Genomic DNA, 17,063 nt, shown 5'->3' on the forward strand with positions numbered 1-17,063 from the left:
GTAATCGAAAGAGCAATCCGTCCCGTCTTGCGCGGGTCCGGGCGGTCGCGCTGGGAGAGGGACGGATTGCTCTTTCGATTGTCGTGGGGGTGCCGGAACGAGTCAGATGCCGCGCATCTGGTGGATCTTCAGCGCGAGGGCGAGGGTCAGGCGCAGGTCGGGGTCGGTCGTGAAGGGGCCGAGGATCTTCTCGAGCTTGCCGATGCGGTAGCGCAGCGTGTTGTAGTGGAAGAAGAGCAGGCGGGCGGTCTCGGCGACGTTCATGTTCGTGTCGAGCAGGATGCTCAGGGTCTGGCGCAGGCCGGCATACTCCGGCGAGTCGTCGGTGGCGAGCTCGCGCAGCGACTCGGTGACGAAGCGGCGCAGGTCCGCCCCGTCGGGGATGAGCGCGAGCAGGCGGTAGATGCCGAGGCCGTCGACGTGCGTCAGCGCGCCGTCGCCGTGCATCTGGCGTCCGACCGTGACCGCCGAGAGCGCCTCGTCGTAGGCGTGGGGCAGGCCGGCGGGGGACGTGATCGGCCGTGACACCCCGGCGGAGAAGCTGCGCCGGCCGCCGCCGCCGTCGCCGCGCACGACCCGGACGTACTCGCCGACGATCCGCATCACGGTCTCGGTCTCCGCCTCGGCCGGGACGCCGATGAGGGCGACGACCTCGCGGCTGAATCCCATGACGGGAGAACGGGAGTCGCGCACAGCCACGGCGTGCGTCCAGGCCCGGGCGAAGCGCTGCTGGAGGAAGCGCACCTCGTCGGCGTCGCGGGTCGAGCGGTCGTCGTCCTCGTCGGTCTCGGCGACGACGACGACCATGGGCCGGTCGATGTCCCACCCGAGCGAGCTCGCGTGGGCCACGGCCTCGACGGGGGAGCCGGCGCGACCGGCCAGCGCGTCGCGGAGGAACTCGGCGCGGTACTTGCTCTCCACGGCCGAGACGGCCTCGTCCTTGGTGATGGCGAGGGCGGCGACCGTCGCGGCCCGCTCGAGCAGGCGCACGTCGTCGACCGTGAGGTGCCGGTGGCTGCAGAAGGCGATGAGGACGCCGTGGTCGAGGTGTCCGGCGACGATGCGCACGGCCGAGCGGTTCGCCGTCGGTCCGTCGGGGCGCGGGCCCATCGGCTCGGCCTCCGTGAGCAGCCGGCCGGTGCGGTCGAAGCACTCGAGCGACAGCGCGCTCTCCAGCTCCTGCGGCGACCCGGCGCGGGCGATGACGCGGCCGTCCGTCGTCGTCACCATCACGGCGCCGTCGAGGAAGCCGACGACCTGCTCGCAGAGGTCGTCGAGCGAGCCACCGGCGAGGACGATCTGCACGAGCGCCCGGTCGGCGTCCTCGAGCCGGCGCAGGATCGCGGTCTGGTGCTCGAGGATCGCGCTGAGCACCTCGGTGGTGAACGTGGCGATGTGCTCGAGCGGGACGTCGATGACCGGCAGCCCGGTCAGCTCGGCCGCGGACACGAGCGCGGCGAGGGGCTTGCCGCTGAGCCCCGAGACGACGAGCGCGGCGGCGCCGGCCGAGTCCAGGGCCGTTACGACGTCGCCGAGGTCACGGAGGTCGCCGTCCAGCTCGGCCAGGCCCGCGGCGTCGGTGAGGACGAGCCGGTGGGCGAGTCGCGTCCTGGGGTCGGCATCGGCGTCGGCGCCCGCGTCGCGCAACGCCGACCGGAGCGGTGTCGTGCTGTCGACGCTGACGTCGAGGCGACGATGGCCGGCGCGGACGGCGCCGTGGGCGGCGGCGGCGAGCCCGGCGATGAGCCGCAGGGAGATGCCGGACACCTCGGGCTCGGCGTCCCGGGGGCGCGTCGGCGCTGGCAAGTCACCCTCGGGTGCGGCCTGATCGTTGGCAACTTTCACCATGAGCGCACCCTACCCAGCGTCGATAGCGTCGCGTCAGCGGTCCGCGTCTGCGGTCCATCACACGGCGCGGGAGGTGCGGATGGGCGACGGTCTCGAGGTGACGCTGCTGCCCGCCGCGGTGTCGCCGCTCGTCGCCGCCGAGGTGGCCGGAGCGCCCCGGCGCTGCCGGGTGCTCGCGGCGTTCCCGACGTGCCTCTATCTCGATCTCGGCGCGCACGAGCGGGTCCTCGCCGTGCTCGCCTCCGACGCCGTCGCCCTGCCCATCGGCATCCGGCTCGCCCTGCCGTCGACCGAGGTCCGCTGGGGCGTCGAGCCCGGTGCGCACGTGGTCGTGGGTGAGGGGCGCGTATGCCTTCCGCGGGCTGACGTCGTCGCCGTGCGGCCCCTGCGGCCGGGGCTGGTGCGGCCGGCGGCCCTCGGGACAGGGACCGCGAGCGACCTTCCCGAGCCCGGTGTCCTGGGTGACCTCGCCCATGACCTGACGGTCGCGGCCCTGGCCGGTCGCTTGCCCGAGGCCGGCGTCCGCGGCCTCGTCGGGGTCGGTCGCGGGCTGACCCCGAGCGGTGACGACGCCCTCTGCGGGGTGCTGCTCACGCTGGCGGCGGTCGATGCGCCGGAGGCCCGGCACGCCCGGGCCGCCGTGGTCGCTGCCGTGCGCAGAGCGCTGTCGCGGACGACGAGCCTGTCGGCCGCACTCCTCGTCGCCGCCGGGGAGGGGTATGCCGTCCCGGACGTCGCGCGCCTCGTCACCCTCGTCGCCGGGGCCGGGTCGATCGGCCGGAACGACCGCCCCGAACCCGTCTGTGGCGGAGGTTTCCGTGGTTCGGTCCGGCCGCTCGGACCGTCTCCCGAGTTCACCGACCTCACCGACCTGACCAACCTGACCAAGCTCGTCGGCCGGGTGCTCGCCATTGGGCACTCCTCCGGCCGGGACCTGCTCTCCGGCGTCAGCGGTGCGCTCCGTGCCGTCGACGCCCTCCCGTCCGTCTCCCGCCAACACCCCCACGAAGGAGCCCACCGTGGCTGACCACGTCGAGCTGAGAACCGGCGCCTACTTCGACTCCGTGACCCTGATGCAGGTCTCGCGCACGGTCGCCGCCGCCCCCGGGGTGGAGGCCGCCCAGGTCGCCATGGCGACCGAGCTCAACCTCGAGGTCATCCGCGGCATGGGGTTCGAGGTGCCGGACTCGGCGCCGAACGACCTCGTCGTGGCGATCCGGGGCGACGAGGCCGGTATCGCCGCCGGTCAGGCCGCGCTCGAGTCCGCGCTCACCCAGAGCCGTTCTGCTGCAAGCGGTTCCGGTGGATTCGGTGAGGCGCCTGCGGCCCGGACGCTCGGTGGCGCGATCCGCCGGTCCGGCGCCGACCTGGCGCTCGTCTCGGTCCCCGGCGAGCACGCCGTCGCCGAGGCGTTCGACGCCGTCCGGGCCGGGATCTCCGTCATGGTCTTCTCCGACAACGTCCCCGTCGAGGACGAGGTCCGCCTCAAGGACGCCGCGGCCGCCGCCGACGTGCTCGTCATGGGTCCGGACTGCGGCACCGCCGTCGTCGGCGGTGTGGCGCTCGGCTTCGCCAACGTCGTGCGCTCGGGCTCGGTCGGCCTCGTCGCGGCCTCGGGCACCGGGGCGCAGCAGGTCATGTGCCTGCTCGACGCGGCCGGGGTCGGCATCAGCCACTGCCTCGGGGTCGGCGGCCGTGACCTGTCCTCCGCCGTCGCCGCGCGCTCGACGAAGCAGGCGCTCGCCGCGCTCGCGGCCGACCCGGAGACCACGTCGATCGTCGTCGTCTCCAAGCCCCCCGCGCCCGAGGTGCTCGCCGACCTGGAGGCGTATGCCGTCACCATCGGCAAGCCGGTCCATTGGGCGACGCTCGGTGCCGGGCGACCCGACCTCACCGCTGCGGTCGAGGCGGCGCTGGCCGCCACCGGTCACGCCGTGCCGGAGACGTGGCGGACGTGGCGGCCCGGCGTCTCCGACGACGACTGGGCCGAGCTCACGCCGGAAGCCCGATCGGCTGCCGTTCAGGGGAGCTCGCTGCGCGGGCTCTTCTGCGGCGGCACGCTCGCCGACGAGGCGATGCTCGTGGCCGGCGAGGTGCTCGGTGACATCAAGTCCAACATCCCGCTCCGGCCCGAGCTCGCGCTCGGTGCCGACCTGCGCGACCCCGGGCACGTCGTCATCGACTTCGGCGACGACACGATGACCGTCGGCCGCGCGCACCCGATGATCGACCCCTCGCTGCGGCTCGAGCGGATCGTCGTCGAGGCCGCCGACCCCACATGTGGCGTGCTGCTCCTCGACCTCGTCCTCGGTCACGGCGCCCATGCAGATCCTGCGCCCGAGCTCGCCGACGCGGTCCGGGCGGCGCGCGCGACCGCCGCCGCTGACGGCCGGCACCTCGACGTCGTCGTCTCCCTGACCGGCTCCGAGGGTGACCCCCAGGGACTCGAGCGGAGCGCCGGCCGCCTCGTCCAGGCCGGTGCGGTCGTCATGCTGTCGAACGCGGCCGCCACCCGCGAGGCCCTGCGGCTGCTCGGCCACGACGTCGCGGAGCCGACCCGCGCGACGAGCTACACGGCATACCCAAACGAGCCCGCGGCCCAAGAAGATGCTGGTGGCGAGCAGCTCCACGGACTGCTCAGCAACGACGTCTCCGTGGCGTCTGCGGGGGTGTCGCTCTTCTCGGACGCCCTTCGAGCGCAGGCCGTCTCGGTCACCGAGGCGGCGTGGCAGCCGCCGATGGCGGGCACCGCTGGTGACCTGGCCCGTGTCCTTGCCGACTCACGACGCGACGCGGCCAACGCCGAGGCGCTGCGCCGGATGACCGCCGCCGGCGCCGACCTCGTCGACGTGCGGCCCGCGCACGAGGTGCTGGGGCTCGAGCGCGGCACGTTCCTGCACGCCGGGCCGCCGATCGAGTTCGCCCGTGCCTCAGGGCCGCTCAAGGGTGCGCTGATCGGCGCCATGCTCTTCGAGGGCCTCGCCGACACCGCGGAGGAGGCCGAGGCCAAGCTCGAGAAGGGTGACGGCGTCACCCTCGAGCCGTGCCACCACCGCGACGCCGTCGGCCCCATGGCCGGCGTCATCAGCCCGTCGATGTGGGTCTACGAGCTGCGCGACGAGGTGCACGACAACGCGTCGTGGTGCTCGCTCAACGAGGGTCTCGGCAAGGTGCTGCGCTACGGCGCCTACGGGCCCGAGGTCATCGACCGGCTGCGGTGGATGAACACCGTGCTCGGGCCGATCCTCCAGCAGGCCGTGCGCGCCCGCGTCGAGCAGCAGGGCCCCATCGACATCAAGGCGATCATCGCCCAGATGCTCCAGATGGGCGACGAGGGCCACAACCGCAACCGCGCCGGGTCCCTCATGCTCCTGCGCGAGCTCCTGCCGACGATGATCACGGCCGACGCGCCGTCGGCCGACATCGCCGAGGCGGTGCGCTTCTCGGGCGCGAACGAGCACTTCTTCCTCAACCTCGGCATGCCGGCGTGCAAGCTGAGCACCCTTGCCGCCCATGGCATCCCGGGATCGAGTGTCGTCACGACGATGGCGCGCAACGGCACCGACTTCGGCATCCGCGTGTCCGGTACGGGCGACCAGTGGTTCACCGGTCCCGCGAACACCCCCGAAGGGCTCTTCCTCGGCGCCTACGGCCCGGACGACGCGAACCCCGACATCGGCGACTCGGCGATCACCGAGACGGCCGGCATCGGCGGCTTCGCCATGGCCGCGGCGCCGGCGATCGTGAAGTTCGTCGGCGGTGACGTGCCGTTCGCGCTGCGGGCCACGCAGACGATGTACGAGATCACGGTGGGAGAGCACACGGCCTACCAAGTGCCGATCCTCGAGTTCCGGGGGACCCCGACCGGCATCGACGTCGCCGCGGTCGCGCGGACCGGCATCCTGCCCCAGATCAACACCGGCATGGCCGGGCGCGTCGCGGGCACCGGCCAGGTCGGCGCGGGTCTCGTGACGCCGCCGGAGCAGTGCTTCACCCAGGCCCTGACGGCCCTCGCCGCCGCCACCCGGGAGGCCTGAGCACCCGAAGCAGGAAGGGCTCGTGCGCGCTGGTCATACCCCTTTTGTCCGTTTTGTGATGAAACGGGATCATCGTGGCTAGTCTCAGTCGGGGGCTCGGGGAGACGACGAGGGAGCACCGCATGACGCGTTTCAAGACGGGGGTGGCGCTCGTCGCCTCCGCTCTGGTGATGGTGGGGCTGACGCAGCCACGTGCGTCGGTGACGCCCACCGCGCCGCCGAGCGCCCAGCACGGGCTCAGCCACGAAGTCAGCCACGAGTTCAACGACGCGGCGTATGGGGCCTTCGCCACGCCCTCCACGGTGGCCGCGCTCAGGCCCCTGGGCTCCAGCCGGGACTACTCCCTGCTCTTCCCGGCCGAGAGCGACGCGCCCTACGCCCGCTGGGACCCGTGCAAGCCCGTCTACTGGCGGGTCAACCCCCGTTGGGCTCCGAAGGGCGCGCTCGCGGATCTGCGGGGCGCCTTCGCCCGGGTGCACGCCGCCAGCGGGCTGACGTTCGTCTACCGGGGCACGACGACGCTGGTGCCCGGGACCGCGGCCTACGCCACGGCGAACACCGACGGCTACATCATCGTCGCCTGGGCCCCCGACGGCTCCACCACCCTCATCCCCAAGGCCCCTCGTGGCTTGCCCCGCCTGATGGGCAGGGCCGGTGGCGTCTCGACGACCCGCTACGGCGCCACCGACGGCAAGCTGTACGCGACCATCGACAAGGCATACGTGCTCCTGTCCACCAGCTTCCCCAGCCTCGCCGGCGGCTTCGGCTGGGGCAACAGGTACGGCTGGCAGGGCACCCGGGGCCTGTTGGACATGCACGAGCTGGGCCACGCGGTCGGGCTGGACCACGCCCGGGGCAAGACGCAGGTCATGTACCCCGCGGCCCAGCACATGCTGGCCAACTGGGGCGCCGGCGACCTCGCCGGGCTGCGTCTCGTCGGCACGGCAGCCGGCTGCGTCCCCGCGCTCGCCAGCTGAGCCCGGACCGGCGGTTCGCGACCTCGTCTTCGCTCTGCGCGAAGGGGGAGAAAATGGGTGGGGCGCTGTCGGTGCCCGGACCTAGGGTGGACAGGCCATGCGAGACTTTCCGCCCGACGTCAGGGCCTACACCGACCGCGGCGCCGACGCGCCCGACACCCGCTCGCCGCGGGCCTTCCTCTGGTGGATGGTGCGGCAGAACGGCGGGCTGTTCTGGGTCGGCCTGCTCGTCGCCCTCATCTGGATGGTGCCGCAGACGATCGGGCCCTGGATGGTCGGGCGGGCCATCGACACCGGCATCGTCGCGGGCGACTCCGCGTCGACCACCCAATGGGTGCTGGCCCTCGCCGCCGTCACCGTCTTCGGCGCCGTGAGCGGCATCGCCTTCCACACCGTCATCGTGCGCGAGTGGCTCATCGCCCTCTACGGCACGACCAAGCTCGTCACCCGCAAGGCGCTCCAGCTCGGCCACGTCCTGACCCGGCGCACGCCGACCGGCGAGGTGCTCTCGGTCTCGGGCAGCGACGGCGACCAGTTCGGCGCGCTCATGGAGATCACGACGCGCGCCATCTCCCAGCTCGCGGCCTACCTCGTCGTGGCCGCCATCGTGCTCAGCACGTCGGTGCGCATGGGGGTCCTCGTCCTCGCGTCGGCGCCGCTGCTCGTCCTGCTCGGCATGCCGCTGCTCCGACCGATGCAGCGGTGGCAGGGCGTCGAGCGCTCGCGCAACTCGGAGCTGACGTCGATGGCGACCGACATCGTGGGCGGGCTGCGCATCCTCCGCGGCATCGGCGGCGAGGAGACTTTCGGCGGCAACTACGCCGGCCAGTCCCAGCGCGTGCGCCAGTCGGGCGTCGCGGCCGGGCGGTGGCTCGCCGCCGTCGAGTCCGTCGGCGTCCTGCTCTCGGGCGGCTTCGTCGTGGCGCTGATGTGGCTCGGCACGCGCGAGGTCGTCCAGGGCCGGCTCACCGTGGGGCAGTTCGTCAGCTTCCTCGGCTACGGCCTCTTCCTCATCCAGCCGATGCGCACCTTCGTCGAGTTCGCCCAGAAGTGGACCCGCTCGGTCGTCTCGGCGCGCAAGGCCATCGCCGTCTTCTCGCAGAGCCCGCCGTGGGTCCACCCCGACGAGCCGGCCACGCTCGACACCCACGCCGAGATCGTCGACGCCGAGTCCGGGGCGACCATCCGCCCGGGCATCCTGACGATGGTGGTCTCGGCGGTGCCCGACGACTCGGCCGCCCTCGCCGACCGCCTCGGCCGCTACCTGCCCAGCGAGGAGGGGGCGCTCGTCAGCGACGAGATCCCCGAGGACCTCAAGGGCCGGGCCGCGCGCCGTGAGCGTTCCGCCCGCGCCCGCGCCCGCGAGGAGCAGGCCCGCCGCGACGAGGAGCGCGCCCGCCGGCCGTGGGGTGTCACCGTCGGCGGGGTCGACCTGTCCCGCGTCGAGCTCGACGACGTACGCCGTCACATCCTCGTCAGCGACACCGCACCTCAGGTGTTCGCCGGGACGCTGCGCTCGGCCGTCGACCCGCTCGGCCGGCTGAGCCGCGAGCAGGCCGAGCGCGCCCTCTACACCGCAGCGGCCGACGACGTCTTCGACGCCCTGCCCGGCGGCTGGCAGGGCGAGCTCGAGGAGCGCGGCCGCGGACTGTCCGGTGGCCAGCGCCAGCGGCTCGTGCTCATGCGCGCGCTCGCCGCCGACCCGGAGGTCCTCGTCCTCGTCGAGCCCACCTCCGCCGTCGACGCCCACACCGAGGCCCGGATCGCCGCCCGCCTCGGCGAGCACCGCGCCGGGCGCACGACGGTCGTCATGACCGCCTCCCCGCTCCTGCTGCACCACGCCGACGAGGTCATCCTGATCGAGTCCGGGGTGGCCACCGCCCGGGGACGGCACGCTGACCTGCTCACGGACTCGCCGGCCTACCGCTCCGTCGTCGTGCGCGGCGGCGACGCCGACCCGTCCGTCCTCTCGCACCTGTCCGAGGAGTCCCGATGAGTCGCGCCGACAGCACGGTCGACACGGTCGCCACCACCGACATCCCCGGCTGGGTCTCGCTGCTGCCCGTCGAGCTGGCGGCCGAGTCGGCCCGCACGTGGGACGCCGCCACCCAGGCCCCGGCAGTCCCCGACGAGCTGCGCCCGCCCGAGGCGGCGTCGGTGGGCGAGCGCATCAGCGCCCTGCACCGCCGGCACCTGCTGCGCGAGCGCCGCGCGCAGGAGTTCGTCGCCGACACGATGAACCCCCGCACCGGTCTGCCCATGGCCGACACCAGCAGCGTCGTCCGCTTCATCCGCGAGCTCCTGTCGCAGCAGCGCCTCCTCGTCGTGGCCGTCGTCGTCGCCAACGCCCTCGCCGCGACCGCCGGGCTGCTCGTCCCGCGGCTGCTCGGCGAGCTCGTCGACTCCACGACCGCCGACGTCCAGGCGGGGCGCACCGACGCCGCCCTGGCCGGGGCAAACTCGGCGGCGCTCGTCGTGGCCGGGCTGGTCGTCGTCCAGAGCGCCTTCACCCTCGCTGCGAAGTTCTCGTCGACGGTGCTCGGCCAGAGCGTCCTCGCCACCGCGCGCGAATACATCGTCCGCGCCATCCTGCGCCTGCCGCTGTCCCGCGTCGAGAGCGCCAGCTCCGGCGACCTCGTCACCCGCGTCACCCGCGACGTCGGCACGATGAGCGAGAGCGTGCGCTGGGCGCTGCCCGAGTCGATCATCGCGAGCATCACGGTCGTCCTGACGCTCGTCGCCATGGTGAGCAACTCGCCGATGCTCTCGCTCCCGTCGATCCTGCTCATGTCGCTCGCGCTCATCCAAGTGCGGCGCTACCTGAGACGCGCCGGCAAGGGCTACCTCACCGAGGGCGGCACGTACTCCCGGATCAACACCGCGCTCACCGAGACCGTCGAGGGCGCGCGCACCGTCGAGGCGCTCGGCCTCGCGGGTCACCGGCTGCGTCGCGGCGACGAGGACCTCGCGGTGTCCGCGCAGGCCGAGCGCTACACGATGACCCTGCGCAACCTGCTCTTCGCCGTCATGGACGTCGCGTTCAGCACCCCGCGCGTGCTCGTGCTCATGCTCGGGAGCATCGGGTATGCCGAGGGCTGGGCCACGCTCGGACAGATCACCACCGCGGTCCTCTACACCGAGGCGCTCTGGGGCCCGTTCGACATGCTCGTGCACACCGCCGACCGCGTGCAGGTCGGCGTCGCCTCGACGACGCGCCTGCTCGGCATCGCGACCGTGCCGGCGGACCGTGAGGCCGGCAACGGGCGGCCGACCGGATCCGAGCTGGTGGGCACCGACCTGCGCTACGCCTACCGCGCCGACCACGACGTGCTGCACGGCATCGACCTCCACCTGGGCACCGGCGAGCGCCTCGCCATCGTGGGCCCGAGCGGCTCCGGCAAGTCGACGCTGGGTCGGCTGCTGTCGGGCATCCACGGCCCGCGCACCGGGTCGGTGACCGTTGGTGGGGTCGAGCTGACGTCGCTGCCGCTCGACCAGCTGCGCGCCGAGGTCGCGCTCGTCACCCAGGAGCACCACGTCTTCATCGGCTCGGTGCGCGACAACGTCGTGCTCGCGCGGGAGGGCTCGACCGACGACCAGGTCCGTGCGGCGCTCCGCGCGGTCGACGCCCTCGACTGGGTCGAGCGCCTCCCAGAGGGGCTCGACACGAAGCTCGGCTCGGGCCACCAGGTGCTGACCCCGGGGCGCGCTCAGCAGATCGCGCTCGCCCGGCTCATCCTCGCCGACCCGCACACGATCGTCCTCGACGAGGCGACCTCGCTCATCGACCCGCGCACGGCCCGGCACCTCGAGGGCTCCATGAACGCGCTGCTCACGGGCCGCACCGTCGTCGCGATCGCGCACCGGCTGCACACCGCGCACGACGCCGACCGGATCGCGGTCGTCATCGACGGACGCGTGGCCGAGCTCGGCAGCCACGACGAGCTCGTCGAGCGGAACGGGGAGTACGCCGCGCTCTGGCGCGCCTGGACCTCCTGACCTCCGTTGCTCAGGAAGGGGCTGCGGGTCGAGGTGATCGCTCGCGTCCCGGCGCGACGGCATACCTCGACCCGGGCGTGAGCGGGTCTCGACGGCCTCTCCACGCCAGATTCGCGCCAAGACGGCCACCTGAGTCAGGTCATCGACGGCGCGCTACGTCACTGCCCCACCCACCGGAGCACTGACGTAGCCGCCGCACCCCCACCACCCGCCAGGTGACCATCCCGAGCCGCTACGTCACTGCTGCACCCCACGCAGCACTGACGTAGCCACCCAGACCCAACCTCCCCGCCGGGTGACCGTGCCGAACCGCTACGTCACCGCTCCGCACTCGACGGGGGCTGACGCGCGTGTGAAGGTGTGCACATGAGCACTGACACGGGCGGACAGCAGGGGCGCACGGCATACGTCATCGTCGGCGGTGGGCTGGCGGCGGCGAAGGCCGTCGAGGGCATCCGGGAGAGCGACAGCGACGGCATGATCGTCCTCGTGGCCGAGGAGAACCGGCTGCCCTACGAGCGGCCGCCGCTGTCCAAGGCGGTGCTCAAGGGCGAGGACGAGATGGAGACGGCGTTCACGCACGACCGCGACTGGTACTTCGAGCAGGGCGTCGAGCTGCGCCTCGGCAACCCGGCCACCTCCCTCGACGCCGAGCAGCACACGCTCACCCTCGCCGACGGCGAAACCCTCTCCTACGACAAGCTGCTCATCGCGACTGGTTCCACCCCCCGCGCCCTCGACGTGCCGGGCGCCGACCTCGACGGGGTGCTCTACCTCCGGGAGATGCAGGAGTCCGAGGCGCTGAAGGCCCGCTTCGCCGACGGCGCCCGCATCGTCATCGTCGGCGCCGGCTGGATCGGCCTCGAGGTCGCCGCCGCCGCCCGTGACGCGGGCTGCACCGTCACCGTCATCGAGCCGCAGTCCGCCCCGCTCGTCGCGGTCATGGGGGAGCAGGTCGGTGGCTGGTTCGCCGACCTCCACCGGGGTCACGGGGTCGAGTTCCGTTTCGGTGAGGGCGTCGAGCGCATCGAGGGCGACACGTCGGTGACCGGCGTCGTCACGAAGTCCGGCGACACGGTGCCGGCCGACGCGGTCGTCGTCGGAGTCGGCATCACCCCGAACACCGGTCTCGCCGAGGGCGCCGGCATCACGACGGACAACGGCATCGTCGCCGACCCCGCGCTGCGCACGTCGGCCGAGGGCGTGTGGGCCGCCGGTGACGTCGCGAACTGGCGCAGCACCACGCTCGGCACCAACGTCCGCGTCGAGCACTGGGCCAACGCGAACGACGGCGGGCTCGCCGCGGGCCGCTCCATGGCCGGCCAGGACGTCACCTACGACCCGATCCCCTTCTTCTTCTCCGACCAGTACGACATCGGGCTGGAGTATGCCGGCTACGTCCCCCGCGGGAGCGGCGCGGAGGTGCTGTTGCGGGGTGAGCCGTCGAGCAACGAGTTCATGGCGTTCTGGGTCGTGCCCGAGGGGGAGGGCGTACGCGTGCTGGCCGGCATGCACGTCAACGTCTGGGACACCATCGACGACGTCCAGCGCCTGGTGCGCGACAAGACAGTCGTCGACCGCGGCCGCCTCGCCGACCCGAAGGTCGCTCTCGCCGACCTGACCTGACGGGCGGTCACGGGCCGAGATGGCAGGATGTCCACCGTGACGGCACAGATCCTCGACGGCAAGGCCACCCTCCAGGCGATCAAGGTGGAGCTGACCCAGCGGGTCGCCCGCCTGCGCGAGCAGGGGGTCGTGCCGGGTCTCGGCACCGTCCTCGTCGGCGACGACCCGGGCAGCCACTGGTACGTCAACGCCAAGCACAAGGACTGCGCCGAGATCGGCATCACGAGCCTGCGCCGCGACCTGCCGGCGACGGCGACCCAGGCGGAGGTCGAGGCCGTCATCGACGAGCTCAACGCCGACCCGGCGTGCACCGGCTTCCTCGTCCAGCAGCCGACCGGACTCGACGAGATGGCCTTGCTGTCGCGGGTCGACCCGAGCAAGGACGTGGACGGCCTGCACCCGATGAACCTCGGCTGGCTCGCTCTCGGCAAGCCGGCCCCGCTGCCGTGCACGCCGATGGGCTGCATCGAGCTGCTCCGCCGCCACGACGTGCAGATCGCCGGCGCCAAGGTCGTCGTCATCGGCCGTGGCCTCACCGTGGGCCGCCCGCTCGGGCTCATCCTCACCCGCAAGAGCGAGAACGCTACCGTGACGCTCTGCCACACCGGCACCAAGGACCTCGCCGCCGAGGTGCGCCAGGCCGACATCGTCATCGCGGCGGCCGGCGTGCCCGGCATCGTCACCAAGGACATGGTCAAGCCCGGCGCGGCCGTGCTCGACGTCGGCGTGAGCCGCGTCGACGGCAAGATCGCCGGTGACGTCGCGCCCGACGTCGCAGAGGTCGCCGGCTGGGTCAGCCCCAACCCGGGCGGTGTCGGCCCGATGACCCGGGCGCTGCTGCTGACCAACATCGTCGAGGCGGCCGAGGCCTCGGTCGCGCCCGGCGCCTGAGCAGCGCCGGATGCAGTGGCGGGGTAGCGGCTTCGTCGTCCTCAGCTGGTGGTACCTCGTCGCCGGGGCCGCCGCCGCCGGCGTGCTGCTCATGGCCTTCCTCGACGTGCGCTGGGGTGGGCGAGTCGTCGCCCTCGCCCTGCTCGTCGGCGCCGTGATCCGGACCGTGGCCCGGCCCGCGCGCCGGGCCGGCGGCCTCACGGTCCGCTCGCGAACCATCGACGTCGTCTGCCTCGTCGGCCTCGCCCTTGGCATCCTCATCGCCTCGGCGACGGTCAACCTCCGGCCCGACGACCCCGAACGCCTGCCCCCCGCCCGCACCGCGACCCGCTGACCGCCCGTCCTGGCGTTGGATCGTTTTGCCGTCTACCGGGGCCAGACGAACGCTCGCACGATATCGGCCTTGCTCGAGATATCTATTGGGGCCTCTATGTTTAGCGCATGAAGCGAATCCTCCTGGTGTTGGCCGGTGGGCTGTTGGTAGTGGCCCTCGCGGTATTGTTTGGGAGATTGCCGTTCGAGTCTTTCTCGACGGCCCTTCAGCTCTTGGACTCGTTCTTCGCGGTTCTCCTGAGCGTCGCGGCAGTCTCAGCCTTCGTGCTCACCAGTGGTGCGTTGCTGGAACGCCGTCTTCTGCGTGCTCCCTTCAAGGCGGCATGGAGGCGCCACGTCGATGGGAAGAGTAAAGAGCGGAAGGCTTTGGTCCGCGCCTTGGCCGCATCGTTCCACCATGGCCGCCCAACGAGACGCCTCCTGCGTGTCGTTGCGTTGCTGGCTGTCTGGAAACGTCGCGTTGCTGCCCGTCGCGAAGAGCGGGAGGCCCAGATCCACTCACTGTTCGAGGCTGTCCGCAACGGGCAGCGTGCTCCAGGCAGCGTGCTGGGTGATGTGCTCTACTCCGCTGAGAGGGGTGCCGGGAGAGAATGGCCGTGGGATGCCGACTTGCGCCGCCGGTGGCTTCTAGACGCGTCTGTTGGTTTGCGCAACGGGCTTATGGCGCGGCTGCTTGCCCCGGAACGAGCGCGCGTTCTGTCCGATGCCAGCGCGGCTTTGGCAGAAGCCTTTGAGGATTACCTCTATTACGAAGTAGTGCCCCTTGAAGTCCTTCGCAGGGTGCCTATCGCTGGCAAGCAGCCCGTGTTGCTGTCCGATGTCTTGACGCTCTTGACCGGGACCTTGGTTCTTGCGGACGCTTCACAGAGCCGCACCGGGGCGGCGAGGTCAACGCGAGCCTGGCACGCACCGACGATGCCGGATTCGCGCCGCTTCGGCCAGTCGCATGCCTTGGGCCCTCGGCGGCTCGGCGAGTCGCATGCCTTGGGCCCTCGGCGGCTCGGCGAGTCGCCTGCCCTGGACCCTCGGCGGCTCGGCGAGGGGTCAGATCCCTGCCGGTGGGGCCAAGCGCTCAGCAACCAGCCCAAGTCCAGGGCGGGAGACTTCGACGGACGTGTTGTCGACCTCCAAGGAGTGGCTCTGGTGCAGGACGAGCGCGCAGAGGGCATCGACTTTCTCTTGCTGACAGCAGAGACCTGCTATGCGTCCACCGAGACGGACGTGGCCGGCATGCCCAACCGGCGCTGCAAGGGGCTGACGGCTGATGAAGCATTGGTCGCTACGCCGTCTTGGACGCTGTCTGGTGATGACGCCTCGGCGCGGAGGGACGCGCCTGGAGAGCGGAGGTCGTGTTTGTTGACAACCTTTGCCTCCCTCACGCTCTGCTACGAGAAAGAGGAGGGGAAGCCTCGGCAGTCGGTAGTCCTCACCCGGCGGTCCAAGGGGACACGAAATGGGGCCGGGGTGTTGAGCATCCTGGGAGGTGGTGTGGTCAACCTGTCGGTCGGTGGCTGGCGGGGTGACGAGGATAGTGACGGGTACGTCGATGTCGCCAAGGCCGTGTGCCGGGAGCTTCGAGAGGAGGTTGGCCTGGAGCTGTCCCCAGATCAGGCGGTGCCTACGTCGGTCTACGTGAGCAACGAACGAGGACCTGGGAGCGTGCTTGGCGTCGGCAATGGGCAGTTGGTGGCTACCACCGCTTTCGTCGTCACCTACCCGATGACGTTTGCGGAACTCCAGATCTTGAGGGGTCACGCTGCGACGAGCGCTGGGCGCTACGAGAGCACAGGAATCCACGAAGTGCCGCTCCGTGCAGCGGACGATTTTGGTGGACAGCAGGTTCTGGCCGCCGAAGCTTTCGCCCTTGATGTGTGGAAATTGGTCGAGGAGCTTGATCAACGAGCGGTGATGGCCCTGATCCACGCCGCATGCGCCGCGTATTCGACCGACATCGCCATCTGTGCCTTCCTCTCGGTGTGGCCCAAGCCATGGTTCGCGGTGCCGTGGTCGAGGGAGCTGGAGCCCACTCGAAATGAGAGTGCGAGGCTGGCGGTGCCCCTGAGTGCACTTGTGGACACTGGCACCATGAGACGGCTCACCAAGACCGCGGCCGAGTTTGACCTGCCGTCACCGCTCTAGGGAGCGCGCACTCGCATCCTTGCCCGCGGATCTATGCCCGCGGACGCGTCATGGGCGTCGACTCGGACCTCCCTGCGCTGTCGGGGCCGCTCAGACGGCATACGCAAGAGGCGCCGGCCACCCCACGGTGACCGGCGCCTCTCGACGTGCAGAGGACTCAGATGAGACCGAGCTCCTTGACCGCGTCGCGCTCGCCCTCGAGGCGGGCGACGGAGGCCTGGATGCGCTCGCGGGAGAAGTCGGAGAGCTCGATGCCCTGGACGATCTCGTAGGCGCCGTCCTTCACCGTGCACGGGAACGAGGAGACGATGCCCTCGGTGACGCCGTAGGAGCCGTCGGACGGGACCGACATCGACACCCAGTCGTTGGTGCCGAGCACCCAGTCGCGCATGTGGTCGATCGTCGCGTTGGCCGCGGAGGCCGCCGACGACAGGCCGCGGGCGGCGATGATGGCGCCACCGCGCTTGGCGACGGTCGGGATGAACTCCTCGGTGATCCAGGACTCGTCGACGAGGTCGGCCGCGATCTTGCCGCCGACCTTCGTGTTGTAGAGGTCGGGATACATCGAGTCGTCGTGGTTGCCCCAGATCGCGAGGTTGCTGATCTCGGTGACCGGCACGCCGAGCTTCTTGGCGAGCTGGGTCTTGGCGCGGTTGTGGTCCAGGCGCGTCAGGGCGTTGAAGCGCTCGTTGGGGATGTCGGGGGCGTTCGTCATGGCGATGAGCGCGTTGGTGTTGGCGGGGTTGCCGGTGACGAGCACCTTGATGTCGTCGGCGGCGGCGTCGTTGAGCGCCTTGCCCTGGCCGGTGAAGATCTTGCCGTTGGCCGAGAGGAGGTCGGCACGGTCCATGCCCTCCTTGCGCGGCATGGCCCCGACGAGCATCGCGAGGTTCGCGCCGTCGAAGACCTGCGACGCGTCGTCGCCGATCTGCACGCCGGCGAGCGTCGGGAACGCGCAGTCGTCGAGCTCCATGACGACGCCCTCGAGCGCCTTGAGCGCGGGGGTGACCTCGAGCAGGCGCAGCTCCACCGGGGTGTCGGGCCCGAGCAGGGCACCGCTCGCGATGCGGAACAGGAGGCTGTAGCCGATCTGGCCGGCGGCGCCGGTGACGGCGACCTTGACGGGGGTAGTGCTCACAGGAAGGCCCTTCACGTCGGTGACTCGCTGGACGCTCCGACGCTATCAGTGCGTGCGGGCCCGTCTGGACGGGTG

11 protein-coding genes are annotated in these 17,063 nt (G+C 71.7%); 9 read left to right on the forward strand and 2 right to left on the reverse strand.

Annotated elements, in window-relative coordinates; genetic code table 11:
- Window positions 1-102: 102 nt before the first annotated feature.
- Window positions 103-1,848, reverse strand: a complete 1,746-nt coding sequence (locus AB4030_RS03875) for a helix-turn-helix domain-containing protein (RefSeq protein ID WP_442277867.1) — start codon at window positions 1,846-1,848, stop codon at window positions 103-105.
- Window positions 1,849-1,927: 79 nt separating this feature from the next.
- On the opposite strand from AB4030_RS03875, the gene AB4030_RS03880 reads away from it, so the two are divergent.
- The 9 genes from AB4030_RS03880 to AB4030_RS03920 all read left to right on the forward strand — a co-directional run bounded on the left by AB4030_RS03880 (window position 1,928) and on the right by AB4030_RS03920 (window position 15,850).
- Window positions 1,928-2,875 (forward strand): oxamate carbamoyltransferase subunit AllH family protein, encoded by a 948-nt coding sequence (locus AB4030_RS03880; RefSeq protein ID WP_442277868.1) that lies wholly within the window; start codon window positions 1,928-1,930, stop codon window positions 2,873-2,875.
- Window positions 2,868-5,885 (forward strand): oxamate carbamoyltransferase subunit AllG family protein, encoded by a 3,018-nt coding sequence (locus AB4030_RS03885; protein ID WP_442277869.1) that lies wholly within the window; start codon window positions 2,868-2,870, stop codon window positions 5,883-5,885. The genes AB4030_RS03880 and AB4030_RS03885 overlap by 8 nt, the downstream gene beginning before the upstream one ends.
- Window positions 5,886-6,007: 122 nt before the next feature.
- Window positions 6,008-6,862, forward strand: coding sequence for a hypothetical protein (locus AB4030_RS03890; RefSeq protein ID WP_442277870.1), 855 nt, complete (start codon window positions 6,008-6,010; stop codon window positions 6,860-6,862).
- 97 nt (window positions 6,863-6,959) lie between these two features.
- Window positions 6,960-8,858, forward strand: coding sequence for an ABC transporter transmembrane domain-containing protein (locus AB4030_RS03895; RefSeq protein ID WP_442277871.1), 1,899 nt, complete (start codon window positions 6,960-6,962; stop codon window positions 8,856-8,858).
- Window positions 8,855-10,861 carry an ABC transporter ATP-binding protein gene (locus AB4030_RS03900; protein WP_442277872.1) on the forward strand — a complete coding sequence of 669 codons (2,007 nt, stop codon included), beginning with the start codon at window positions 8,855-8,857 and terminating at the stop codon, window positions 10,859-10,861. The genes AB4030_RS03895 and AB4030_RS03900 overlap by 4 nt, the downstream gene beginning before the upstream one ends.
- Before the next feature lie 366 nt (window positions 10,862-11,227).
- Window positions 11,228-12,487, forward strand: a complete 1,260-nt coding sequence (locus tag AB4030_RS03905; RefSeq protein ID WP_442277873.1) for an NAD(P)/FAD-dependent oxidoreductase — start codon at window positions 11,228-11,230, stop codon at window positions 12,485-12,487.
- Between the two features lie 36 nt (window positions 12,488-12,523).
- Complete coding sequence (locus AB4030_RS03910; protein WP_442277933.1) at window positions 12,524-13,378, forward strand: bifunctional methylenetetrahydrofolate dehydrogenase/methenyltetrahydrofolate cyclohydrolase; 855 nt, start codon at window positions 12,524-12,526, stop codon at window positions 13,376-13,378.
- 10 nt (window positions 13,379-13,388) lie between these two features.
- On the forward strand, window positions 13,389-13,712 hold the full coding sequence (locus AB4030_RS03915; protein WP_442277874.1) for a DUF3017 domain-containing protein: 324 nt from the start codon (window positions 13,389-13,391) through the stop codon (window positions 13,710-13,712).
- A 107-nt stretch (window positions 13,713-13,819) separates the two neighbouring features.
- Window positions 13,820-15,850 carry a hypothetical protein gene (locus tag AB4030_RS03920; RefSeq protein WP_442277875.1) on the forward strand — a complete coding sequence of 677 codons (2,031 nt, stop codon included), beginning with the start codon at window positions 13,820-13,822 and terminating at the stop codon, window positions 15,848-15,850.
- 157 nt (window positions 15,851-16,007) lie between these two features.
- Here AB4030_RS03920 and AB4030_RS03925 read toward each other — a convergent pair whose 3' ends face one another.
- Window positions 16,008-16,988, reverse strand: coding sequence for a malate dehydrogenase (locus tag AB4030_RS03925; protein WP_442277876.1), 981 nt, complete (start codon window positions 16,986-16,988; stop codon window positions 16,008-16,010).
- Window positions 16,989-17,063 lie beyond the last annotated feature (75 nt).

This window comes from Terrabacter sp. 2YAF2, from assembly GCF_052114705.1.
Classification (GTDB): domain Bacteria; phylum Actinomycetota; class Actinomycetes; order Actinomycetales; family Dermatophilaceae; genus Terrabacter.

Excerpts from the sequence above, each read along its gene's own strand:
- AB4030_RS03875 (WP_442277867.1), bottom strand. The coding sequence starts at position 1,848 with ATGGTGAAAGTTGCCAACGATCAGGCCGCACCCGAGGGTGACTTGCCA.
- AB4030_RS03880 (WP_442277868.1), top strand. The coding sequence starts at position 1,928 with ATGGGCGACGGTCTCGAGGTGACGCTGCTGCCCGCCGCGGTGTCGCCG.
- AB4030_RS03890 (WP_442277870.1), top strand. The coding sequence starts at position 6,008 with ATGACGCGTTTCAAGACGGGGGTGGCGCTCGTCGCCTCCGCTCTGGTG.
- AB4030_RS03895 (WP_442277871.1), top strand. The coding sequence starts at position 6,960 with ATGCGAGACTTTCCGCCCGACGTCAGGGCCTACACCGACCGCGGCGCC.
- AB4030_RS03900 (WP_442277872.1), top strand. The coding sequence starts at position 8,855 with ATGAGTCGCGCCGACAGCACGGTCGACACGGTCGCCACCACCGACATC.
- AB4030_RS03905 (WP_442277873.1), top strand. The coding sequence starts at position 11,228 with ATGAGCACTGACACGGGCGGACAGCAGGGGCGCACGGCATACGTCATC.
- AB4030_RS03915 (WP_442277874.1), top strand. The coding sequence starts at position 13,389 with ATGCAGTGGCGGGGTAGCGGCTTCGTCGTCCTCAGCTGGTGGTACCTC.
- AB4030_RS03920 (WP_442277875.1), top strand. The coding sequence starts at position 13,820 with ATGAAGCGAATCCTCCTGGTGTTGGCCGGTGGGCTGTTGGTAGTGGCC.